The organism is Hoeflea ulvae, from assembly GCF_026619435.1.
GTDB lineage: Bacteria > Pseudomonadota > Alphaproteobacteria > Rhizobiales > Rhizobiaceae > Hoeflea > Hoeflea ulvae.
This window is the reverse complement of record NZ_JAOVZQ010000001.1, coordinates 355,194-379,648: the sequence shown is the minus strand read 5'-3', so window position 1 is coordinate 379,648 and position 24,455 is coordinate 355,194. Positions and strand designations below refer to the sequence as shown.

Annotated in this window: 14 protein-coding genes and 2 pseudogenes; 8 read left to right on the top strand and 8 right to left on the bottom strand. The window is 62.8% G+C overall.

Annotated features, from left to right (window positions below; genetic code table 11):
- Positions 1 to 19 precede the first annotated feature (19 nt).
- The 3 genes from holA to leuS are packed head-to-tail and all read right to left on the bottom strand — an operon-like array spanning position 20 to position 4,192.
- Positions 20 to 1,048 carry a DNA polymerase III subunit delta gene (gene holA / locus OEG82_RS01955; protein WP_267610779.1) on the bottom strand — a complete coding sequence of 343 codons (1,029 nt, stop codon included), beginning with the start codon at positions 1,046 to 1,048 and terminating at the stop codon, positions 20 to 22.
- A 23-nt stretch (positions 1,049 to 1,071) separates the two neighbouring features.
- On the bottom strand, positions 1,072 to 1,575 hold the full coding sequence (locus OEG82_RS01950; RefSeq protein ID WP_267610778.1) for a hypothetical protein: 504 nt from the start codon (positions 1,573 to 1,575) through the stop codon (positions 1,072 to 1,074).
- Positions 1,562 to 4,192: a leucine--tRNA ligase gene (gene leuS / locus OEG82_RS01945; RefSeq protein ID WP_267610777.1), complete on the bottom strand. Its 2,631-nt coding sequence runs from the start codon at positions 4,190 to 4,192 to the stop codon at positions 1,562 to 1,564. Before leuS ends, OEG82_RS01950 begins: the two co-directional genes overlap by 14 nt.
- 218 nt (positions 4,193 to 4,410) lie before the next feature.
- On the opposite strand from leuS, the gene OEG82_RS01940 reads away from it, so the two are divergent.
- The 3 genes from OEG82_RS01940 to OEG82_RS01930 all read left to right on the top strand — a co-directional run bounded on the left by OEG82_RS01940 (position 4,411) and on the right by OEG82_RS01930 (position 7,964).
- Positions 4,411 to 5,070, top strand: a complete 660-nt coding sequence (locus tag OEG82_RS01940) for a YggS family pyridoxal phosphate-dependent enzyme (protein WP_267610776.1) — start codon at positions 4,411 to 4,413, stop codon at positions 5,068 to 5,070.
- A gap of 144 nt (positions 5,071 to 5,214) precedes the next feature.
- A complete protein-coding gene (locus tag OEG82_RS01935; protein ID WP_267610775.1) occupies positions 5,215 to 7,125 on the top strand; it encodes a propionyl-CoA synthetase in 1,911 nt (636 codons plus the stop codon).
- Between the two features lie 53 nt (positions 7,126 to 7,178).
- Positions 7,179 to 7,964: an SDR family NAD(P)-dependent oxidoreductase gene (locus tag OEG82_RS01930; protein WP_267610774.1), complete on the top strand. Its 786-nt coding sequence runs from the start codon at positions 7,179 to 7,181 to the stop codon at positions 7,962 to 7,964.
- An 80-nt stretch (positions 7,965 to 8,044) separates the two neighbouring features.
- On the opposite strand, the gene OEG82_RS01925 is transcribed toward OEG82_RS01930, so the two are convergent.
- Positions 8,045 to 8,737 carry a DUF1013 domain-containing protein gene (locus tag OEG82_RS01925; protein WP_267610773.1) on the bottom strand — a complete coding sequence of 231 codons (693 nt, stop codon included), beginning with the start codon at positions 8,735 to 8,737 and terminating at the stop codon, positions 8,045 to 8,047.
- Between the two features lie 242 nt (positions 8,738 to 8,979).
- Between OEG82_RS01925 and acs the strand changes: the two genes are divergently transcribed.
- Positions 8,980 to 10,932 carry an acetate--CoA ligase gene (gene acs, locus OEG82_RS01920; RefSeq protein ID WP_267610772.1) on the top strand — a complete coding sequence of 651 codons (1,953 nt, stop codon included), beginning with the start codon at positions 8,980 to 8,982 and terminating at the stop codon, positions 10,930 to 10,932.
- Between the two features lie 366 nt (positions 10,933 to 11,298).
- Here the strand turns inward: acs and OEG82_RS01915 are convergent, their stop codons facing one another.
- Positions 11,299 to 11,778: a thermonuclease family protein gene (locus tag OEG82_RS01915; protein ID WP_267610771.1), complete on the bottom strand. Its 480-nt coding sequence runs from the start codon at positions 11,776 to 11,778 to the stop codon at positions 11,299 to 11,301.
- 47 nt (positions 11,779 to 11,825) lie between these two features.
- Complete coding sequence (locus OEG82_RS01910; RefSeq protein WP_267610769.1) at positions 11,826 to 12,077, bottom strand: DUF1674 domain-containing protein; 252 nt, start codon at positions 12,075 to 12,077, stop codon at positions 11,826 to 11,828.
- Positions 12,078 to 12,213: 136 nt separating this feature from the next.
- Between OEG82_RS01910 and htpX the strand changes: the two genes are divergently transcribed.
- From htpX to purH, 4 genes and pseudogenes are all read left to right on the top strand, one after another.
- Positions 12,214 to 13,164, top strand: a complete 951-nt coding sequence (gene htpX, locus OEG82_RS01905) for a zinc metalloprotease HtpX (protein ID WP_267610768.1) — start codon at positions 12,214 to 12,216, stop codon at positions 13,162 to 13,164.
- The gene (locus tag OEG82_RS01900) at positions 13,155 to 14,546 is read left to right on the top strand and encodes an RsmB/NOP family class I SAM-dependent RNA methyltransferase (RefSeq protein ID WP_425497621.1); all 1,392 of its coding nucleotides are present in this window, start codon (positions 13,155 to 13,157) and stop codon (positions 14,544 to 14,546) included. Before htpX ends, OEG82_RS01900 begins: the two co-directional genes overlap by 10 nt.
- A gap of 220 nt (positions 14,547 to 14,766) precedes the next feature.
- The gene (locus OEG82_RS01895; RefSeq protein WP_267614823.1) at positions 14,767 to 16,398 is read left to right on the top strand and encodes a heparinase II/III family protein; all 1,632 of its coding nucleotides are present in this window, start codon (positions 14,767 to 14,769) and stop codon (positions 16,396 to 16,398) included.
- Between the two features lie 170 nt (positions 16,399 to 16,568).
- Positions 16,569 to 18,183, top strand: a pseudogene (purH, locus tag OEG82_RS01890) (bifunctional phosphoribosylaminoimidazolecarboxamide formyltransferase/IMP cyclohydrolase).
- Between the two features lie 6 nt (positions 18,184 to 18,189).
- Here purH and OEG82_RS01885 read toward each other — a convergent pair.
- On the bottom strand, positions 18,190 to 19,593 hold the full coding sequence (locus tag OEG82_RS01885) for an MFS transporter (RefSeq protein WP_267610766.1): 1,404 nt from the start codon (positions 19,591 to 19,593) through the stop codon (positions 18,190 to 18,192).
- Positions 19,594 to 19,623: 30 nt separating this feature from the next.
- Positions 19,624 to 24,415 (bottom strand): annotated as a pseudogene (locus OEG82_RS01880) (NAD-glutamate dehydrogenase).
- Positions 24,416 to 24,455: the final 40 nt, after the last annotated feature.

Below are 24,455 nucleotides of genomic sequence, written 5' to 3'. Positions count from 1 at the left end.
CAGAACAGATGCTTGCGATCTATCGGCTGAGCAGGCAGGTGCGCAACAGCGCCTGGCGGGCAATGGCCGATTCCAGATGCGGACGCCGCCGGGTTTCCAGAACCGCGTCATAGAGCCGCCGCATCTCGCGGTTGATGGCCTTGATCGGCCAGTGGCGCAATGCCCGTTCCACGACCGGCTTGCGCTTGAAGTGGATGCCGCGGCCCTTTTCGGCCAGCGCCTGGGCGGGCTGCTTGTTGTGATGCTCGATCAGTGCCCGCATGGCGTCAAGCTGTTCAAACTGGACAATGCAGCCGCGCAGCACCAGGAACACCGATGTTTTCGAAGACAGGATCCGCTCAAGCGCGGATTCCAGGCGCACCGTGTCGCCGGAAAACACAGCATCAATCGCATCATCGACGGAGAGTGCGGCAACGTCGCCCATCGCGTCGATGACGTTCTCCTCGGTGACTGTTCTGGTGCCGTGACAGTAAAGAGCGAGCTTTTTCAATTCGTTACGGCTTGCCAGCCGGTCGCCACCGAGAAGCTGTGTCAGCCGCCGGCGGGCATCGCCTTCAATCACCAGACCCGAACCGCCGAGCTCCTCGTCGATGAGGCTCTGGACGCCGCTGGCGTCGTCTGAATAGCAGGGGATCGCCAGCGTCGAGCGCCCGTTCTCGATCAGCTTGCGCAGCCCGCTTCCCTTTTTCAGGTCTCCCGCTTCGACCAGCAGATGCGACGAGCCGGGATCGGTCTCGGCAAGGGCAGAAAGCGAATCGATCAGTCCCTTTTCATTGCCGGCATTCTTGATCCAGACCAGCCGGTCTCCACCGAACAGGCTGATGGCGCCGAACTCGTCGGCGAGCCGGCCCGGATCCCCGGACAGATCCGAGGATTCGAGCTTGAGGACGGCAAAATCATCCTTGAGATCGACACCGGTCTTGGCAGCCACCTGTGCCGCACGCTCCGAGACCAGGCCCCGGTCGGGACCATAGACCAGGATGATCCGGTAGGGCGTACCTTCACGGCGGATGAAGCTTGCATATTCATGGGATTTGAGTTGAGCCATGATCAGCGCAATCGGTCTATGATCTATCGGGCAAGAGCTGCCGCGACATCTGCCCGGACGAGGGCCGCGACCGAGCGCGCTGCACGGTCCTGGGCCTCGAGTTTGGCACGTTCCTGGGCGAAATTCTGCGAGGGAAGGTCCAGCTGCGCATCGGCAAACCGGGAGCCGGATTTGATCGTTTCCCCGGTGGCGACCGTCGAGAGCGTATAGCGGGCTGTGACAGTGGCGCGCGCGGCGGAAAACTCATTGTCGACACCGCCGGGCAACAGCCCACCGACGATGGATGACACCGACAGATCGAGTTTGTAGGCGGCATCCGGGTGTTCGCCGCCAAAACCGAGCACGAGCTCGTTGCGCACGGTTTGTCCCACGCGGGAATCGGCCACGGAAACCGACACCGACCGGGTCTGGGCGGACATCGTTCCGTAAAGCGGCTGAGCCTGGCATCCGGCCAGCATCGTCATAGCCGCGAATGTTGCCGCTATCCGTGATTTCCAGCCTGATCCGGGGTTTTCAGATGACGACATTGACGATCCTCTGGGGCACGATAATGAGTTTGCGGGGCGGATTGCCTCCGGTGGCTGCCTGGACGAAATCCAGCGCCAGCACCGCCGCCTCGACAGCAGATTGATCGGCATTGCGGTCGATTGTCAAATCTCCCCGCTTCTTGCCGTTGATCTGCACCGGCAGCGTCACCTGGTCGTCAGTGACCAGGCTCGCCTCGAAGGTGGGCCAGGGCGTGGTGGCCACCATGCCGTCATTTCCGAGCAGCTTCCAGCATTCCTCCGCCAGATGCGGCATCATGGGCGCAATCAGCAGCACAACCATGTCCGCGGCCTGCTTGCAGGCGGCGGTGAGGTCGGCATCGGCCTTGCCGCTTGCCACGTCCGACAGCGGTGCCGCAAGCGTGTTGACCAGCTCATAGAGCCGGGCCACAGCCTTGTTGAAGGCGAGCTTGTCAATGTCCTCGCCGACCGCCTTGACGGTCTTGTGGGCGCTGCGCGAGACAGCCAGAGCCTTGTCCGATGTTCCGGTGCGGCCCTCGACGGTGCTGAGCGTTTCTGCAGCTTCGCCCAGCAGGCGCCAGATGCGCTGGACAAAGCGGTGGGCGCCTTCGACGCCGGCTTCGGTCCAGATCACATCGCGATCCGGTGGCGAGTCCGAAAGCATGAAAAACCGTGCCGTATCAGCACCATAGCTGTCGATGATGTCATCGGGGTCGACAACGTTCTTCTTCGACTTCGACATTTTCTCGATCGAGCCGATGGTCAGCGGCGCGCCCGTCTTTGCATTGCGCGCCTGCCTCACGCCGTCGACTTCCTCGATCACCACCTCGGCCGGCGGGACCCATTCGCCCTTGCCGCCATTGTCGGCGCGGTAGGTTTCATGAACCACCATGCCCTGGGTGAACAGACCGCGGAAGGGTTCCTTGAGATCGATATGGCCGGTCTGCTGCATGGCGCGGGTGAAGAAGCGCGAATAGAGCAGATGCAGGATCGCATGCTCGATGCCGCCGATATACTGGTCCACCGGGAGCCAGGCGCTGGCCACGGCCGGATTGGTCGGCGTGTCGTGGTGCGGTGCGGTGAAACGGGCGAAATACCACGAGGAATCGACGAATGTGTCCATCGTGTCGGTTTCACGCCGTGCAGCCTTGCCGCAGGTCGGGCAGTCGACATGTTTCCAGGTCGGATGGTGGTCGAGAGGATTGCCCGGCTTGTCGAGCGTGACATCATCGGGAAGCTGAACAGGCAGGTCCTTAGCCGGCACAGGAACCGCTCCGCAGTCATCGCAATGGATCACCGGAATGGGTGCGCCCCAGTAGCGTTGACGGGAAAGCCCCCAGTCGCGCAATCTGAAGTTGGTTTTGCGCGTGGCCTGTGGGACGCCGCCAAGCGTCCGGGCTTCCAGCAGGCCGGTGACGGCCTCGAAGGCCTCGTCGGGCGTCATGCCGTCAAGATCCCGCGAGTTGATCATCACCCCGTCGCCGACATAGGCCGTGTCGGTGATGACAAAGCTTGCGGCATCGGCATCCGCGGGCATCACCACCGGGGTGACCGGAAGATTGTATTTGCGGGCGAAATCAAGGTCACGCTGGTCGCCAGACGGGCAGCCGAAAATCGCACCGGTGCCATAATCCATCAGCACGAAATTGGCGATGTAGACCGGCACGGTCCAGTCCGGATCAAGCGGGTGCACAACAGTGATCGGTGTCTTGAAGCCAACTTTCTCAGCGGTCTCAAGTGCAGCCAGCGATGTTCCGGCACGGCGGCATTGATCACAGAACTCGGCGACGGCCGGATCCTTGGCGGACAATTCCTTGGCCAGCGGGTGATCGGCGGCAATGGCCAGGAACGAGGCGCCGAACAGGGTGTCGGGGCGGGTGGTGTAGACCTCGATGTCCGAGGCGCCGCCAGCCTGGGCGGGATCGTCGATCTCCCAGCGCAGCGACAGGCCTTCGGACTTGCCGATCCAGTTTTTCTGCATCAGCCGGACCTTTTCCGGCCATTGGTCGAGCTCGTCGAGTGAAACCAGCAGATCTTCGGCGAAATCGGAAATGCGGAAGAACCATTGCGTCAGTTCACGCTGCTCGACCAGCGCGCCCGAGCGCCAGCCACGGCCGTCAATCACCTGCTCATTGGCGAGCACCGTCATGTCGACCGGATCCCAGTTGACCTTGGAATTGCGGCGGTAGATCAGGCCTGCGGCGAGGAAATCGAGGAACAGCGCCTGCTGTTGCTTGTAATAGGCGACATCGCAGGTGGCGAATTCCCGGCTCCAGTCGAGCGACAGGCCCATCGACTTGAGCTGCTTGCGCATGGAATCGATATTGGCATAGGTCCAGTCGCGCGGATGGACCTTGTTCTGGATCGCGGCGTTTTCGGCCGGCATCCCGAAGGCATCCCAGCCCATCGGATGCAGTACGTTGAAGCCGCGGGCACGTTTGTAGCGCGCCACCACATCACCCATGGCATAATTGCGGACATGGCCCATGTGAATCCGGCCGGACGGATAGGGAAACATCTCGAGCACGTAGTATTTCGGATCGGGACTGGCGTCGTCCGTTTCGAAAATCCGCGCCTCTTCCCACATGCGCTGCCAGCGGATTTCCGCCTGTTTGGGATTGTATCGTTCAATTGCCATAAAGGATCACCAGAAAACCTGTCAGATTTTGTCGCGACCTTCATCATGAAACCCGCCAAGCGTCAACCATTGAGCGGCTTCAGTCGCAGTTTGAGCGGTGATTGCAGCCGGCGGCAGTCCCCGCAGCGACACAATGGCGAGCCCGGGCCGATTGGCAAGCGGTGGCGGCTGCGCTAACACCGGTTGCCCGAGGTCAAAGCAATGGAGTGGAGCACAGCGTGAGCGCAGCGGAAAATCTGGAAACGGTGCGAGCGGCCATTGCCGCCGCAGAATCCGAGGCGCAAAGGCCAAAAGGCTCGGTGCGGCTGGTGGCGGTGTCCAAGACCAAACCGGCCGAGGAAATCGCTCCGGTCATCGAGGCCGGACAGCGGGTATTCGGCGAGAACCGCGTGCAGGAGGCGCAGGCGAAATGGCCCGGGCTGAAAGCTGCAACCGCCGGCATCGAACTGCACCTGATCGGACCGCTGCAATCCAACAAGACCGCCGATGCGGTGGCGCTGTTTGACGTGATCCAGACCGTCGACCGGGAAAAGATCGCCAGGGAGATTTCGAAGGAAACCCGAAAACAGGGCAAGTCGCCCCGGCTCTATGTCCAGATCAACACCGGCTCGGAGCCGCAAAAGGCCGGCATCGAGCCTGATCAGGCCGACGATTTCATAAGATTGTGCCGTGATGATCTGGGGCTGACGATTTCAGGCCTGATGTGCATTCCGCCGGTGGATGAAAATCCCGGTCCGCATTTTGCCCTGCTCGGCAAGATTGCGCGTGAGAACGCAATCGAAACCCTGTCGATGGGCATGTCGGATGATTTCGAGACCGCCATTGGCTTCGGTGCGACGGAGGTCAGGGTCGGATCGGCCATTTTTGGTGCGCGCTAATCGATTTGAGCCGTTTTGCTAGTCCAAGGTCTAGTTTTCGGGACGTGGCGACAGGCATAGGGTGCCGCCAGTTTGGGACACAGCGGACCGGTGCGGCTATATTTTGCGCGCAACGCTGATGTTATTTTGTCGGAGGAGACGATGATGTCGAGCAGTTATGGTGAAGTCTACACGAGTTGGCGCGACAATCCGGAAGGTTTCTGGATGGAGCAGGCGGCAGCGATTGACTGGTTTACCAAACCCGAGACCGCGTTTGAACCCGATCTCGGCGCCTATGGCAAATGGTTCCCCGATGGCGTGACCAACACCTGCCACAACTGCCTCGACCGGCATGTCGCGGCGGGCCGCGGCGAGCAGGCCGCCATCATCTATGACAGCCCGATCACCGGGGCGAAGCGAACCATCAGCTACACCGCCATGCTGGCTGAAGTCGAGGCCTTTGCCGGCGCCTTGTCCGACAAGGGCGTGGGCAAGGGCGACCGGGTGGTGATCTACATGCCGATGGTGCCCGAGGCGGTGGTGGCGATGCTGGCCTGCGCCAGGCTGGGTGCTATTCATTCGGTGGTGTTTGGCGGGTTTGCCGCAACCGAGCTCGCCACCCGCATCGAGGACAGCCATGCCAAGCTGATCGTCACCGCCTCCTGCGGCATCGAGCCGGGCCGGATCATTGCCTACAAGCCCTTGCTCGACGCAGCCATCGAGCATTCGCACCACAAGCCGGAAGCCACCATCGTGTTCCAGCGGCAGGAGCATCGCTGCGATCTGATCGAGGGCCGGGATTTTGACTATGCGGCGCTGATCGAGGCCAATGCGGGCCGCAAGACGCCCTGCACCCCGGTTCTGGCGACGGATCCGCTCTATGTGCTCTACACATCGGGCACCACCGGTCAGCCCAAGGGCGTGGTGCGCGACAATGGCGGCCATATGGCGGCGCTTCACTGGTCGATGCACGCGATCTATGACGTCAAACCGGGCGAGGTGTTCTGGGCGGCTTCCGACATCGGCTGGGTGGTCGGCCATTCCTACATCGTCTATGCGCCGCTGCTTCACGGCAACACCACCATCCTGTTTGAAGGCAAGCCGGTGGGAACGCCGGACGCCGGCACATTCTGGCGGGTGATTTCCGAACACAAAGTCGCGGCGCTTTTCACGGCGCCGACGGCGTTTCGCGCCATCCGCAAGGAAGATCCGCAAGGCAGTCTGGTCAAGGATTACGATATGTCCGGCTTCCGGGCGCTGTTTCTGGCCGGCGAACGGGCTGATCCCGATACCATCCAGTGGGCCGAGCGGATTCTTGATGTGCCGGTGATCGACCATTGGTGGCAGACCGAAACCGGCTGGACTATTGCCGGCAACCCGATGGGGCTGGGGCTGCTGCCGGTCAAATACGGCTCGCCCGCCGTGCCGATGCCTGGCTATGACGTGCAGGTGCTTGATGACGCAGGCCATCCGGTATCATCCGGAACCTTGGGCAATATCGTCGTCAAACTGCCACTGCCACCCGGATGCCTGCCGACCCTGTGGAACGCGGAAGACCGTTTCCGTGACGCCTATCTGATGGAATTTCCCGGTTACTACAAAACCGCCGATGCCGGCTTCATTGATGAGGACGGATATCTGTTCATCATGGCGCGCACCGATGACATCATCAATGTCGCCGGTCACCGCTTGTCGACCGGCGGCATGGAGGAAGCAGTCTCGGGCCATCCGGATGTGGTGGAATGCGCGGTCATCGGCATCGCCGACGCCATGAAGGGGCAGATCCCGGCCGGCTTCATCGTCATCAACAATGGTCATGGCCGCAGCGATGATGATGTTGAGAAGGAAGTGGTCAAGCTGGTTCGCGACCAGATCGGGCCGGTGGCGGCGTTCAAGACCGTGATGGTGGTCAAGCGGCTGCCCAAGACCCGCTCGGGCAAGATACTGCGGGCCACCATGCAGAAAATCGCCGACGGCCAGGACTGGAAGATGCCGGCCACCATTGACGATCCCGGCATTCTCGATGAAATCGCCGAGGTGCTGGCAGAGCGCGGCATCAAGACCAAAAGCGATTGACCTTTGTGACAGGCCGCACCAGTTATCGCCGCTTTGGCTGAGAAGGAAAAATCATGAGACTGGATGGACGCACAGCGATTGTCACCGGCGGCGCCAATGGTATCGGGCTGGCGATCGTCCGGCGGCTGGTGACGGACGGCGCGCGGGTGATGATCGCCGACATCGACGAAGCGGCCGGCGCGGCTGCGGTGGAAGCGATCTCGGGTGACGGCGAGGTGCGGTTTACCGCCGCTGACGTGTCCGAGCGGCTTGATGTCCACAATCTGGTGGCCAGGACGATCGATGCCTTCGGCTCGATCAATGCGCTGGTCAACAATGCCGGGATCGTGCATGCGGCCGATTTCCTGGATCTCACCGAAGCCGATTTCGACCGGGTCATGAATGTCAATCTCAAGAGCGCGTTCCTGTGCGGACAGGCGGTGGCGCGGCACATGGTCGAGCGGATCGGAGAGGGGGACGAGCCGGGCTCGATCGTCAACATGTCCTCGATCAACGACACTTTGGCGATTGCCAACCAGGTTCCCTATTCGGTGTCGAAGGGCGGTGTCAGCCAGTTGACCGGGGTGATGGCCCTGTCGCTGGCGCAGCATGGCATCCGGGTCAATGCGGTCGGGCCGGGTTCGATCATGACCGACATGCTGGCCTCCGTGGCTGACAATCCCGAGCTTCGCACCCGGGTGCTGTCGCGCACGCCGCTGGGCCGGATCGGCGATCCGTCCGAAATTGCCGCGGTGACCGCCTTCCTGCTGTCGTCGGAGGCAAGCTATGTGACCGGGCAGACGATCTATGCCGATGGTGGCCGGATGCCGCTTAACTACACGGTGCCGGTCAAGGAATAGTCTCCGGACAAAACCTGCAGCTCAAACAAAAAAGGCCCGGAAATCCGGGCCTTTTGCACAAGAACAGTCGGTGACCGGTCTCAGATGTCTTCGTCTTCTTCCGGCTCGGTGCGCTTCATCGATGTCAGCTTTGCAAAGACTGCATCTGCATCGATTTCCTTCTCGCCGTCTTCATCCACCGGTGTTGCGACTTCGGTTTCGCGGGCAGACACCAGCACGCTGCCATGTTCGGAGGCGGGCACGGCGCCACGGGTCTTGGCAGCGCGTTCGACTTCGAGGTCGAGATCGATCTGTGTGCAAAGACCCAGCGTCACGGGATCCATCGGCGTCAGATTGGCGGCGTTCCAGTGGGTGCGTCCGCGGATCTGTTCGATGGTCGACTTGGTGGTGCCGACCAGACGCGAGACCTGCGCATCCTTGAGTTCGGGATGGTTGCGAACCAGCCACAAGATCGCATTGGGGCGATCCTGGCGCTTGGAGACCGGCGTGTAGCGCGGACCCTTGCGCTTGGTCTCGGGAACGCGAACCTTCGGCTCGGAAAGCTTCAGCCGGTAATCCGGGTTGGCTTCGGCCATGGAAATTTCTTCCCGTGACAACTGGCCGGTGTTGACCGGGTCAAGACCCTTGATGCCCTGCGAGGCTTCGCCGTCGGCGATCGCCTTCACCTCGAGCGGGTGAAGTTTGCAGAATTGTGCGATCTGATCGAAGCTCAACGCGGTGTTGTCGACAAGCCAGACGGCGGTCGCCTTCGGCATGAGAAGCTGCTGTGCCATGAATACAATCCTCCTGTCCGTCCGCTCCGGGGGCGCGGGCCGTGGATGAAACCACCATTTCCGGGAAATCGGCGTCGTTATAACCGCAAGCCCGGTCAATTGCAATTGTTGCATCACGCTTTCGCAAACCGGTCCAATGTCTAATTGCGGCGGTGATTTGCGCTGTTATTAATGGTCGTCATGAAAGCCGTGTTGCGCTTAAGATGAGTGAGAGGCGCATACCTGTTTGTGAGGAGGTCCCAATGCCGCAGAAAACCTACAAAGTCCTGAAAGATGCCAAGTCCCGGGCACTGATTGATGATGAAACCTACCAGAAATGGTATGCCCAGAGCATCGAGGATCCGGAAACATTCTGGGGCGAGCACGGCAAGCGGATTGACTGGTTCAAACCCTATACAAAGGTCAAGAACACCAGTTTTACCGGCAATGTGGCGATCAAGTGGTTTGAAGACGGCCTGACCAATGTGTCGTATAACTGCATCGACCGGCACCTCGAAAAGCGCGGCGACCAGGTGGCGATCATCTGGGAAGGCGACAATCCCTATGACGACAAGAAGATCACCTATCGTGAGCTTTACGATCAGGTCTGCCGCCTTGCCAATGTGATGAAATCGAACGGCGTCAAGAAGGGTGACCGGGTCACCATCTACATGCCGATGATTCCGGAAGCCGCCTATGCAATGCTCGCCTGCACCCGCATCGGCGCGGTGCATTCGATCGTGTTTGGCGGATTTTCACCCGATGCGCTGGCCGGCCGAATCAGCGATTGCGAATCAACCTTCGTGATCACCGCCGACGAGGGCTTGCGCGGCGGCAAGAAGGTTCCGCTCAAGCACAATACGGACCTCGCCATCGAGATCGCCCACAGGGACGGCGTCGTGGTCAAGAACGTGCTGGTGGTGCGGCGCACCGCGGGGAAGATCGAGTGGTTCGAAGACCGTGATATCTGGTATCACGAGGCAACAGCCGCCGCGAAGCCGGACTGTCCGCCGGCCCATATGAAGGCCGAAGATCCGCTGTTCATCCTCTACACCTCCGGCTCGACCGGCAAGCCCAAGGGCGTGCTGCACACCACGGCGGGCTATCTGGTCTATGCCTCGATGACCCATGAATATGTCTTCGATTATCATGAGGGCGACATCTACTGGTGCACCGCCGATGTCGGCTGGGTCACCGGGCATTCCTATATCGTCTACGGCCCGCTCGCCAATGGCGCGACAACGCTGATGTTTGAAGGTGTGCCGAACTACCCCTCCCCGAGCCGTTTCTGGGATGTGGTCGACAAGCATCAGGTCAACATCTTCTACACGGCGCCGACCGCAATCCGGGCGCTGATGGGCGCCGGTGACGATCATGTCAGGAAGTCCTCGCGCAAATCGCTGCGCACGCTGGGATCGGTGGGCGAGCCGATCAATCCGGAAGCCTGGATCTGGTACCACGAAGTCGTCGGCGACAAGCGCTGTCCGATCGTCGACACTTGGTGGCAGACCGAAACCGGCGGGATCATGATCACGCCGCTGCCCGGCGCCACCGATCTCAAGCCAGGCTCGGCGACGCGGCCGTTCTTCGGCGTGCAGCCGCAACTGGTCGATGGCGACGGCGATGTGCTCGAAGGCACGACGGAAGGCAATCTGTGCATTACCGATTCCTGGCCGGGACAGATGCGCACGGTCTATGGCGACCACGAGCGGTTCATCCAGACCTATTTCTCCACCTACAAGGGGAAATATTTCACCGGTGACGGCTGCCGCCGCGACGAGGACGGTTATTACTGGATCACCGGCCGGGTCGATGACGTGATCAACGTTTCGGGACACCGCATGGGCACGGCGGAAGTCGAAAGCGCGCTGGTGTCGCATGATTCGGTCTCGGAGGCCGCCGTGGTCGGCTATCCGCACGACATCAAGGGCCAGGGCATCTATTGCTACATCACGCTGATGGAGGGTCAGGAGGGCGACGATGCGCTGCGCAAGGCGCTGGTTGCGCATGTGCGCCACGAAATCGGCCCGATCGCCTCGCCCGACAAGATCCAGTTCTCGCCCGGTCTGCCCAAGACCCGCTCGGGCAAGATCATGCGCCGGATCCTGCGCAAGATCGCCGAGGACGAGTTCGGAGCACTCGGCGACACTTCGACATTGTCCGATCCGGGCGTGGTCGATGATCTGATCGCCAACCGGCAGAACAAGAAGGGTTGATCAGGGCCGCGGTGTTCTGCGGTGCTTGACGACAAGGACAAGGCCCGTACGGATCATTCCCGTGCGGGCCTTTCGTCTGCCTGCGGCAAGATGATGAAATTAATTTGCCTCCGGTGCTTGGCAAGCCGGGAAGACTGGCCCACATTGTCTGTGTCTTCAACAAATGAAAAGGAGGTGATCTGATGTCGAGTGATTCCCAAAAGCCGGTTCGTGCGAGTCGGATTGCCGGACTTCGGAGCAGCCTCTGAAGCGCCGGTAAAACTGGCAAGTCCTGATCCATCCCTGATGTGATCGGGCAGGCGTCCGACCGGCGCTGGAATTCACGAAGGCCACCCGCAAGGGTGGCCTTTTTGATTTGCCGGAAGCCTAGTTGCCGAACGCGCCGCACAAAGCTTTGTGGCGCTTGCCACCGTGATAGGGTCTGGCCAGCCCGCTTTCCAGCATGGCGGCAGCGATGTCGCGGCTTCCTGCCCTGAGGTCGGCCAGCACGCGGCCATAATATTTGCCGCCCGAGACATTGATCAGCTCGACACTCGAAACCCCTGCCACCAGCCGCGCAAGCTCGCGGCGGGCATGATCTGCGGCCAGCCGTTCGGCCGAACAGGAGGAGCGGCGCTCCGGCGTGTCGATGCCGCGCAACCTGACCGACACCCGCACCGCATGTCCCGGCCAGGGATGGGCGTCGACCTCGAGCGTGTCGCCGTCGATGACGCGTATCACCTGCGCCAGGACCGGCCCCGGGATGCTGCGCCACTTTGTGTCAGCCTCCTCTGCCGCGCCGGACACGGCAAGGGCCAGACCAAGAAATGCAACCACTGCACAGGGAATGGAGAACGGGAATCGCATGACAAAGGAATATATTCCTTTGTTGCCGGCAGATCAAGCTGCGGGGTCTAGAAGTCGATGGCGCGGCCGTTGATTTCCCAGTCGCCATAGCGTGCCGGATCGGCGCCGCCGCGTCCGCCTATTTCCCGTTCGGCCTTGAGCGTTTCTGCTTCCCGCGCCTCGCGCCGCGCTTCCGCCTCGGCCAGTGCGCGCCGGGCGGCGGGGCTGAGCTCGCGCGGTTCGGCCTGCACCGCTTCACCATTGGCCGCGGCATCGGGCGGGGTGAGGGTCGAGGCGTCGGCTTTCGAGGTCGTGGTCATGGTCTGGTCTGCCGGATTGGGGGGTGGATTGAAGATTCGCTTGAAACACCCCATGTTTAACGTCACAAGCGACGAAATCCAAACCCTCGTTCAACCCCGGAACACCGGACAAAAGGTCGCTGGAAAGGAAACTGGCATGAATCTGGTTCGCACTGCCATGCTGATCGCACTGATGACCGCCCTGTTCATGGGCGTGGGCTACCTGATTGGTGGCGCCGGCGGCATGATGATCGCCCTTGTGATTGCTGCCGGGATGAACCTGTTTTCCTACTGGAATTCGGACAAGATGGTGCTGCGCATGCATCACGCGGTGGAAGTGGATGCCCGCACGGCGCCGGAATTCTATCAGATCGTTGCGGATCTGGCGCAAAATGCCGGGCTGCCGATGCCGAAGGTCTATGTCATCCGCAATGCCCAGCCCAATGCGTTCGCCACCGGCCGCAACCCGCAAAACGCTGCCGTGGCGGCCTCCACCGGGCTGCTTGAAGCGCTCACCGACGAGGAGGTGGCGGCGGTCATGGCGCATGAGCTGGCGCATGTGCAGAACCGCGACACGCTGACCATGACGATCACCGCGACGCTGGCCGGCGCGATCTCGATGCTGGGCAATTTCGCCTTCTTCTTCGGCGGCAATCGCGACAACAACAATCCCTTCGGCTTCATCGGCGTGCTGGTGGCAATGCTGGTGGCGCCTTTTGCGGCGATGCTGGTGCAGATGACCATCAGCCGCACCCGCGAATATGCCGCCGACCGGCGCGGCGCCGAAATCTGCGGCAATCCGCTGTGGCTGGCCTCGGCCCTGAGGAAGATTGCCATGGGCGCCAGCCGCGTGGTCAATGAAGACGCGGAGCGCAATCCTGCGACCGCCCATATGTTTATTATCAACCCTTTGAATGGGCAGCGCATGGACAGTCTGTTTTCAACCCATCCGGCAACAGAGAACCGCATCGCGGCGCTCGAAGCCATGGTCGCCGAATTTGCGCCCGCCCCTGCCCCGTCGCGCCGGGCGCGTCCGGCCAGGACATCGGTTCCGCCATCGGGGCCATGGGGCCGTGACGGCTCGTCCCGCAAGGGGCCCTGGTCTTGACCGGCACAGGGCCGGCCGGGCAGCGCAGAAGACCTCAGAAATCACACACCCGTCGCGATCCGGCTGATCTGAAGCCGGGTCTTGCCGCGCGTCAGGCGGCAGCCCGGTTGCTCTCGGCAGTCACCGAAAGCCAGGCGTCGCTGGACGGGCTTCTCGATCCGTCAGGCGGCAATCCGGCCTTCACCGGGCTCGGCGACCAGGACCGGTTGCTGGTGCGGGCGATCCTGCTGTCGGCGCTGAGACATTTGCGGGTGATCGACGCCTTCATCGACAGGCTGGTCGACAATCCCCTGCCCGACGGCGCGCGCGCACTCAGGCAGGTGCTCAGGGTCGCTGCCGCGCAGATCCTCTATCTTGATGTTCCTGACCGCGCCGCAGTGGACCTGGCGGTCAGCCAGGCGGACGGCGATCCGCGCAACCGGCGCTTTGCCGGGCTGGTGAATGCGCTGTTGCGGCGGATGACGCGGGAAAAGGATCAGCTTTTACCGGAAATTTCCTCGGTAACCCCGGATTTTCCGGATTGGTTCGAAGATCGGCTGACCCAATATTATGCCGGTGATGCGAAAGCGATTCTGGCCATCCTGTCGGAACCGCCGGCGATTGACCTGACGGTCAAGTCGGATGCCGCCGGCTGGGCCGAAAGGCTCGGCGGCCTGGTGTTGCCCACCGGATCGGTGCGGATCGGGCGGCCGGAAGGCCCGGTGTCGGGATTGCCCGGCTATGACGAGGGCGCCTGGTGGGTGCAGGATGCGGCCGCCAGCCTGCCGGTGCAGATGTTTTCGAAGCTGGAAGGGCTGGAGATTGTCGATCTGTGCGCAGCACCCGGCGGCAAGACGGCGCAACTGGCGCTGTCGGGCGCCCGGGTGACGGCCTGCGACCAGTCGGCAAACCGGCTCGAGCGGTTGCGCGGCAATCTGGAGCGGCTCGGCCTGGACGTGACAACGCAGCTGACCCGGGCTCAGGATCTGATCGCTCCCGACGGTTTTGACGGCGTGCTGCTCGACGCCCCATGTTCGTCGACCGGCACTGTGCGCCGGCATCCCGATATCCCCTACACCAAGAGCCCCGACGACATCACGCGGTTGGCACGGGTGCAGCGCGATCTGCTGGATCATTCGGCCGGTCTGGTCCGGCGCGGCGGCGAACTGGTGTTTTCCAATTGCTCGCTCGATCCCGAAGAGGGTGAGGCCATGGTGGCAGGATTCCTCGCCGATCATCCGGCTTGGCGCATCCGGCCGATAAGCCCCGACAGATGGCCGGGGCTGGAAGCGGCAGTCACCTCCACCGGCGCGATCCGGACGCATCCGGCAATGCTGGGCCACGAAGACCCGAGGCTTGCAGGTCTGGACGGGTTTTATGCGGTGGTATTGACCCGGACCTGAGGTTGAGGCCGCTGTGTGAAGTCATGCCGGGGGGCGATACTGTCTCACGGTGCCGGAAATACCAGCGGCAGTTGAACAATTAACCGACTGTGCTACGATTCCGGTCCGGTGGAGGGCCGGGACCGGATTTCAGGAATTCCTTTTGACCATTTCGATACTCGATTCGCAACGCTCGGCATATTTGTACGGGGCGGAGATCTGGCGACGCTTTGCCAGACGCATGGCGTTGGGGCGGATCAATGCGATGCGGTTTGCCGGCGGCGTGCCGGACCGGCTCGTGGTTGCGCCGATCGATCTGCGTATCGCCGACTCGCATATCGCCGAAGAAATCTATTCCGGGCGGTTCGCCATGGGCGGGACCATGGTCGACACCGGCGGCGGCAGCCCGTTCCAGATCGAAGTCGAAAACCAGGCCTTCGCGCGCAGTCTGCAGGGCTTTGGCTGGCTCAGGCACATGCGGGCCGCCGATCACGACCTGGCCTTTGCCAATGCGCGGGCGCTGGTCGATGACTGGATCACCGTGCAGGGCCGCGATCTGGGCGGTCTGGCCTATGATCCCCAGGTTCTGTCCACGCGGCTGATTGCCTGGTTTTCGCACTCTCCCATCGTGCTGCGCGGGGCCGATCACGGTTTCTACCGGCGGTTTTTGAAAAGTATTGCCCTGCAAACCCGCTATTTGCGTCATGTGACGCTGGCGCTGCCGGCCGATGCCATCCGGTTCAGGGCACGGATAGCGCTGGCAATGGCGAGCCTGTGCCTGCCCTCGAGCGCCGGCACCATCCGCTCCGCCTCCCGGCTGCTGTCGGCCGAGTTCGACCTGCAGATCCTGCCTGACGGGGGGCACATCTCGCGCAATCCGATGGTGCTGATCAATCTGCTGACCGATCTGCTGCCGCTCAGGCAGACCTATGTCAATCTCGGCCAGAAGCCGCCCGGCAACATGATCGCCGGGATGGACAGAATGTTCACGGCACTGCGCTTCTTCCGCCACGCCAATGGCGAACTGGCGCTGTTCAACGGCGCCTCGGCCGTTTCGGCAGACCGGCTGCTCGGCGTGTTGCGCTATGATGAGACTTCCGGCGCGGCCTATCGCGAAATGCCGCATTCGCACTATCAGAGGCTGGCCGCGGGAGCGGTGGTTCTGATCGCCGATACCGGGCCGCCGCCAAAGGGAAATGTGTCGGCGACATCCCATGCCGGCTGCCTGTCCTTCGAGCTGTCCTCGGGGCGCAGCCGCTTCATCGTCAATGCCGGGGCGCCGGTGTATTTTCACCCCGATCATGCCGAGTTCAGCCGGCTGACCGCGGCCCACAGCACCGTCACCTTCAATGACACCTCGTCGGTGAAGATCTCGCATTCGCCCTTTCTCGGCCCGATCGTCACGTCCGGCGTGCGGCGGGTCACCGTCAAGTCGCTTGACCAGGAGGGCGTGCAGCTCGGGTTCAGCGCGACCCATGACGGCTATGTCAGCAGCCTGAGGCTCCTGCATCGCCGCGAGATCAGGCTGATGGCGTCAGGACATGAGCTGCATGGCCGCGACCAGTTTCTCAAGCCGGACGAAGACAATCCCCCGGCTTCCGACAAGACCGTCGCGGTTGCGCGGTTTCACATTCATCCGACAATCTCGGTGTCGCAGGACGAGACCGGTGTGGTCCATCTGACCGCGCGGGACGGCGACAGCTGGGCCTTTGTCTGCAACGATCTCAAGCTGGAGATCGAGGAAGACGTACATTTTGCCGATCTTGCCGGCGCGCGGACCAGCAAGCAGATCACCCTGACCTGTGTTGTCGGCGAATGCGCGCAGGTCGACTGGCAGCTGATCCGCACGACATTGCCCCGCTCCATGAGCTGACCGGCGGGATGCCACAGACTGGCCGGCCTTGCGCAGCCCGCAACAGGGCAACCGATGGCGCGACCCGGCCCGGTGCGCCGGCGGAAGCCGCGACGGTCCACAGATAAGGCGGCTTGCATGTTTTATCGCGGCGTCGGCTGTGCTAACGCAGCTTTTTGCGAGGGATGTTCATGGCTGTTGTTTCCAAAAATCACCCGGCGCCGGATCTGGTCAAGGTTCGCCGCGCCCTGCTCTCGGTGTCCGACAAGACCGGACTGGTCGATTTTGCCAAGGGGCTTGCGGCTGCCGGCGTCGAGCTGGTTTCAACCGGCGGCACGCGTACCGCACTTCAGGCAGCAGGCCTCGCCGTTCGCGACGTCTCGGAACTCACCCAGTTTCCCGAAATCATGGATGGCCGGGTCAAGACCCTGCATCCGGGCGTGCATGGCGGCCTGCTTGGCATTCGCGACGACGCTGATCACCGCTCAGCCATGCAGGAGCACGGCATCGTCGACATCGACCTGGCCGTGGTCAATCTCTATCCCTTCGAGCAGACCGTTGCCGGCGGCGCCGATGCGGCGACGATCGTCGAGAACATCGATATCGGCGGGCCGGCAATGATCCGCGCCTCGGCGAAGAACCATGCCTATGTCACTGTCGTTACGGATCCGGAAGATTACAGCCGGGTGCTTGCCGCGCTGGAAAGCCAGGACGGTTCGGTTTCGCTGGCATTGCGGCGCGAACTGGCGGCACTGGCCTTCGCCCGCACGGCTGCCTATGACGCGGCGGTGTCGGGCTGGTTTGCCCAGGATCTGGCGCTCGAAGCCCCGCGCCACCGCGCGTTCGGCGGCAAGCTGCTCGATGTCATGCGCTATGGCGAAAATCCGCACCAGGCTGCGGCCTTCTATGCGACCGGCGAAAACCGCCCGGGTGTGGCAACGGCCGCGCTGCTGCAGGGCAAGCAACTGTCCTACAACAACATCAACGACACCGATGCGGCGTTCGAACTGGTCAGCGAGTTCGATCAGGACCGTGCGGCCTGCGCCATCATCAAGCACGCCAATCCCTGCGGTGTCGCAGTGGGCGACAGCCTGGTGGACGCCTATCGCCGGGCACTCGAATGCGATCAGACTTCGGCCTTTGGCGGCATCATCGCGCTCAACCGCACGCTGGACGCCGAGACCGCCGCGGAAATCGTCAAGATCTTCACCGAAGTGATCATTGCGCCGGATGCCAGCGACGAGGCGCGCGAGATCCTGTCGGCCAAGAAAAACCTGCGGCTGATGACCACCGGGGCGCTGGCCGATCCGCGTCAGCCCGGGATGATGGTCAAGACCGTGTCCGGCGGCCTGCTGGTGCAGGGCCGCGACAACGGCATCGTTCTGCCGCAGGACTTCAAGGTGGTGACCAGTGCGGGCGCCGGATGCCCGTGAACTGGCCGACATGGATTTTGCCTTCTGCGTTGCCAAGCACGTCAAGTCGAATGCCATCGTCTACGCGCTCAATGGCGCCACGGTGGGCATCGGCGCCGGGCAGATGAGCCGGGTCGATTCGGCCCGCATCGCCGCGCGCAAGGCGGTTGATGCTGCAGACGTGCTGGGTCTGGCGCAGCCGCTGACCCAGGGCAGCGTCGTGGCATCCGATGCCTTCTTCCCCTTTGCCGACGGACTTTTGTCAGCCATCGAAGCCGGGGCAACGGCGGTGATCCAGCCGGGTGGCTCGATGCGCGATCAGGACGTGATCGATGCGGCCGACGCGGCGGGCATCACCATGGTCTTCACCGGCATGCGCCATTTCCGGCACTGACATCCGTTACGGCGCGGCCGGGGCAGTCCCCGGCTGATCGGCCGGGTAGGGCGTGGTCCAGAGGATGATCAGGCCTGCGGCGAAGAAGAGCACGATGGTCGCCATGCCCAGCCGCGGCGAGCCCGACAGGGCGGTGACCGTGGCGACCATGAAGGGCGCCAGAAAACTGGTGGCGCGGCCGGCCAGCGCATAGATGCCGAAATAGCGGCCGGATTCCTCTTCCGTGACGCTGCGCGCCATATAGGCACGTGATGAGGCCTGCACCGGCCCGAAGGCAATGCCGATCAACAGCCCGAAGGCGATATAGGCTTTTTCCGCCGCGGTTCCGAACAGTCCGCCGGTATCGGCGTCGCCAAGCATCAGCGCGCCGAAAAAGGTGAATCCGGGTCCGGTCGAGACGATGCCGATGGTGGCGGTCAGCAGCAATGCGATGGCGATCAGGACAACCGACTTGGAGCCGAGCCGGGTGTCGAGCCGGCTGGCATAGAGGCAGGAAAAGATCGCCACGATATTGAGCAGGATGCCGTAGACGCCGATTTCGGTGATCGACCAGCCAAACATCGCCGCGGCAAAGCCGCCGCCAAGGGCCAGCAGCGCATTGACGCCGTCCTGATAGATCATGCGGGCAACCAGGAAGCGGAAGATGCCGGCGCGCCGACGGACCTCGCCCAGTGTCGATCTCAATTCGATCAGGCCGTCGCGCACCGCCACGCCCAATGCCCGGCGGTTGCCGGCGTCGGGTGTGAACAGGAACATCGGCAGGATGAAGATGCCGTACCAGAGCGCGGATATCGGCGCCGAGGCGCGGGCGTCCTCTCCGAGCACCGGATCGAGGCCGAAAAGAGGTGAGATGCCGATGATGGTCCTGCCGGTTTCCGGCGAGGCGGCGAGAAAGGCGATGATGAAGATCAGCACGATCATGCCGCCGAGATAGCCCAGCCCCCAGGCCAGATTGGACACCCGGCCGATATCGGCCTTCGGCACCAGCCGCAACAACATCGAATCATTGAAGACGATCGAGAATTCCGCCGCCACCGCGGCCAGGGTGAACAGCGCCACGACGCCGACAAGGCTGGATCCAGGGGCTGCGAACCACAATCCGTACAGCGCCAGTATCTTGATCACCGCAAAGAACGCGATCCAGGGTTTGCGCGGCCCGGTCTGGTCGGCAATGGAGCCGAGCACCGGCGACAGAACCGCAATCAGGAATCCGCCCGCGGCAATGCCATAGCCCCAGGCGGCCTGGCCGGTGGCCGGATCGCTGGCCATGCGGCTGATGAAATAGGGGGCAAAGATGAAGGTGGTGACGACGGTGAAGAACGGTTGCGCCGCCCAGTCGAACATCATCCAGCCGAGAACGCCGCGGCGCTGGACCGCAGCCTTCGGCGGCAAACCGGTTACGTCAGTCATCATTGTTCCCCAAAAGCAGCAAGGTTCCGGTTATGCGCGCAAGGACCGGGCGAGATCGCTCAACATGCCGGCGGCGACGGTGAGCTTGGCGACCGACAGCTCGCCGCTGTCGGTCAGCGTGAGAATCTGACTGCGGACATGGGCGATGCGATCCTTGTTGACCTTGAGCCATTCGCCCGACGGGTCCACTGGCCTTGGGGTTGGTGTCGAGCGCCGTTGCGGCAATGATCCGGCGGGCTTCGGAGATCTCGTCCAGCCCGCGCGCCAGCGCCAGGCTTTCGAAATGGTCGGACACCGGGATCCGGTCGACCACCGCAACGATCTTGCCGACCCGAAAGGCATCGGTGACGGCAAAGAATGTCTCGGTCGCCCGTTTCAGATCGGTGTTCGACGAGGCGGCGACATGGCAGATGTCTGGCGCCAGTGTCAGGCTGACCAGGCCTGCAATCTGGCTGGCAAGCGCTTCGGGCACGCCTTCCGACACCAGCTCCGCCCTGGTGGATTCGGCCTGGCCGCGCATGAAATCGGGCAGCGCCGCAGCCAGTTCGCTTTCCAGCTTTCCAACGCTGTCGCGCATGGTCTTGATCGCCGTCCCCAGCGGGCCTTGCGCGGCGCCGGTCTTCAGCGCCCAGCCGGTCACCGTCTTCAGCGTGTCGCCGATCTCGGCGTAGAGCCGGTTCTGCACCGTGCCGGCAACCCTGGTGTCGAGCGCATCGACCTGGGCATAGAGCTTGTCGAGCGACAGCCCGTCCCGGGCCAGCACGAAGGCCTTGACGATTTCGGAGGCGGTGGCGCCGGACTTGTCGCCAAGGGCGATGACAAAGGCCGGGCCGCCGCGGTTGATCGCGTCATTGCCAAGCAGCGTCGAGATGATCTCGCGGCGCAGCCGGTGGCTGGCGATGTCGCTGGCATGGGCCTTCTGCATGCCCTTGGGAAAATAGGATTTCAGCGTGTCGTCGAAATAGGGATCGTCCGGCAGGGGGCTGGCGACGATCTCGTCAAACAGCACCAGCTTGGCATAGGACAACAGGACTCCGATTTCGGGCCGTGTCAGCGCCCGGCCGGCGGCGATGCGCTCGGCAATGGTGGCATCATCGGGCAGATCCTCGACGCTGCGATTGAGCAGGCCGCGGCTTTCGAGATTGCCCATCACCCGGTTGAGCTCGCCGACGCCGGAAATGCCCTTGGCCTGGGCGATCGAGATCGCCAGCGTCTGCAGATAGTTGTTGCGCAGCACCAGTGTGGCGACCTCGTCGGTCATTGATGCCAGCAGCGTGTTGCGTTTGGGGCGGGTGAGCCGGTCCTCGCGCATCGCGTTGGCCAGCGCAATCTTGATGTTGACCTCGACGTCGGAGGAGTTGACCCCGGCGGAATTGTCGATGGCGTCGGAATTGCAGCGTCCGCCGCGCATCGCATAGGAAATGCGGCCCTTCTGGGTCACGCCGAGATTGGCGCCTTCGCCGATCACCTTGGCGCGCACCTGGCGCGCGGTGATGCGGATGGCGTCATTGGCGCGATCGCCGACATCGGCGTCATTCTCGCCCGCATCCTTGATATAGGTGCCAATGCCGCCGAACCACAACAGATCGGTCTCCATCGACAGGATCGCGGTCATGATGTCCTGCGGTGTGGCCTTGAGGCTGTCCAGACCGATGGCGGCGGCTGCTTCCGGGGTCAGATCCACGGATTTGAGCGTGCGCGGAATGATCATACCGCCCTTGGACAGCTTGGAGGTGTCGTAGTCCTGCCAGCTCGAGCGGCCCAGATCGAACAGCCGGCTTCGTTCCGCAAAGCCGACAGCGCAATCGGGATCGGGATCTATGAAGATATCGCGGTGGTCAAAGGCCGCCAGAAGCCGGATCTTTTCCGACAGCAGCATGCCGTTGCCGAACACGTCTCCCGACATGTCGCCGACACCGGCGGCGGTGAAGGGCGTGGTCTGGATGTCGATGTCCATCTCGCGGAAATGGCGCTTGACGGCCTCCCAGGCGCCGCGCGCGGTGATGCCCATCTTCTTGTGGTCATAGCCGGCCGAGCCGCCGGAGGCGAAGGCGTCATCGAGCCAGAAATCCCGTTCCTGGCTCAGCGCATTGGCGGTGTCGGAGAAGGTCGCGGTGCCCTTGTCGGCGGCGACGACGAAATAGGGATCATCGGTGTCGTGGCGGATCGTGTTGTCCGGGGGGACGATGGCGTCCCCGACAATGTTGTCCGTCACCGACAGCAGGGTGCGGATGAACAGCTTGTAGGCGTCGCGTCCGGCTTCGAATATCGCATCGCGGCCGCCCTCGGTCGGCAGGCGTTTGGGGTAGAAGCCGCCTTTGGCGCCGACCGGAACGATCACCGCGTTCTTGACCTGCTGCGCCTTGACCAGCCCGAGCACCTCGGTGCGGTAGTCCTGGGCGCGGTCCGACCAGCGCAACCCGCCGCGGGCCACCGGTCCGAAGCGCAGATGCAGGCCCTCGACCTCGGCGCCATAGACGAAGATCTCGCGGAACGGTCGCGGCTCGGGCAGGCCTTCCAGCTGCTTGGGATCGAGCTTGAAGGCCAGCGCCGGGCGCGGGGCGCCCTCGGCGTCGGTCTGGAAATAATTGGTCCGGAGCGAGGACTGGATGGCATTGACATAGCGACGCAGGATCCGGTCATCGTCGATGCTGGGAACCTGCATCAGCGCGGCTTCGATGTCGGCGGTCAGCCTGGTGGTGAGGTCTTCGCGCTTGCCGGCGGTGAGACCGAGTTCAAACCGGATCCGGAACAGTTCAAACAGCTGGGCGGCAATGGCCGAATGGCGGTTGAGACTGCGGGCGATATATTCCTGCGAATAGGGAATGCCTGCCTGCCGCAGATAGCGGGCATAGGCGCGCAACACCATGGCTTCGCGCACCGACAGGCCGGCATTGGTGACCAGCCTGTTGTAGCCGTCATTGTCGGTGCCGCCGTGCCAGACCGACAGGAAGGTGTCTTCCAGCCGCTGTCCGTCCGACCCCAGATCGATGATGCGGTCATCCTCATGGACGATTTCCATGTCATGAACCACCACGGTGCGGGCATTGCCCGATTTTTCATCGAGGAAGATTTCGTGGGTCTGCTCGCTGATCACCTTGAAGCCGAGATTTTCCAGAAGCGGCACGCGGCGCGACAGCGCCACCGGCTCGCCGGCGTGGAAGATCTTCAACGCCAGATGGTGATCGGCAGCATCGTCGTTGCGGTAAAACGCAATCCGGATGGCGCCGGATTCGGTGCAGGCCAGAATGTCATCGAGATCGGCCAGGGCCTCTTCGGGGCGGAACCGTTCCTTGTAGGACTGGCTGACGCTTACCCGCGCGGTGGCGCTGCCGCCGAGCAGGCGGAACTGGTCTTCCCAGCGGGTGACGATCGAGCGGACGTCGCGCTCGAGCTGTTCCTGCGAGATCTGCGGCGTCTTGCCCTCGGAGCGGCCGATGATGAAATGCACGCGCGCCACGCCGCCCTCGGGAAAGGCCGGATAGTAAGCCGACACACGGCCATTGTAGACCGTCTTGAAATAGGCGCCGATGCGCTCGCGGGCGATCGAATCATACTGGTCGCGCGGGACATAGACGATCAGCGACACGAACCGGTCGAAGCGGTCGATCCGCGCCAGCACGCGGACCCGCGGCCGGTCGGCCAGCTCGTTGATCTGGTTGCAGAACCGGGCGAGCAAGGGCGCATCGATCTGAAACAGGTCGTCGCGCGGATAGGCTTCGAGCGTGTTGAGCAGCAATTTGCCGGAATGACTTTCCGGGTCGTAACCGAAATCCGAAACCACCGCCTGCACCTTGGAGCGCAGCAGCGGGATCTTGGTCACCGAACGGGTATAGGCGGTCGAGGTGAAAAGCCCGACCACGCGGAGTTCGCCAATGACCTTGCCCTTGGAGTTGAACCGCTTGATGCCGATATAGTCCATATAGGTGCGGCGGTGCACGACCGAGCGGACATTGGCCTTGGTGACGATCAGAAAATCCGGGCCCTGCAGGAAATCGAGAATTTCCGGCGTGGTGGTGACCTGGTCCTTGCCGAGCCTGAGAACAAGCACATCGGGGTCGGAGAGGATGCCGAGGCCTTCGGACGAGGCGCGGCTGAGTTGCGCCGCGTCGCCCTCGCCGGAATAGACATATTCGCGCATGCCCAGCAGGGTGAAATTGTTGTCGCGCAGCCAGGCGATGAAGGCCAGGGCCTCCTGTCGGGCGGGCTCGAGCGTCTTGTCGACGTCGAGCGCCACCAGGTCGGCGGCGCTGTGATCGAGCATCGCCAGCATGGATTTCCAGTCCGACACCGCAGCCTTGACCTGATCAAGCACGTGGCGGATGCGGGCAGTCAGGTCCTTGGCGGCGGCCTCGTCGAGCCGCGGCATGTGGATCTGGATATGGGAGACACGCTGCGAAGGTTCGCTTTCGTCGCCATGCGAATACAGCACCGCAGGCGCCTTGCCCGACACGACCAGGATCGGGTGCAGCGCCATGAAGATGTCGCGCACGTCGGAGGTGAGTTCACCCATCACCGAATCATAGAGGAACGGCTTGTTGCGCGTGGTAATCGTCAGCACCGAGACATCGTGGCCATCGGTGGTGGCCCGGTCCTCATTGACCAGGCTCAGCCGCGAGGTCTTGCCGTCCCAGGCGCGGATCTCGGTTTCGGCAAGGACTGCGAATGCGGCAAGGCTTTCGGCCGGGAAAAGCCGCAGATCGTCCATGCTGACGCGGGAGAACAGGACCTCGGGCTTGACGAAGGGTTTCTTGCCCTTGGAAGCGATTGATGCGGCTTCCGCAAGCAGAGAATCCGACCTGCGTTTGGTCTTGGCAGCCATTTCCGTCCCTCCAGCACTTGATATCCACACCGAACCTAGC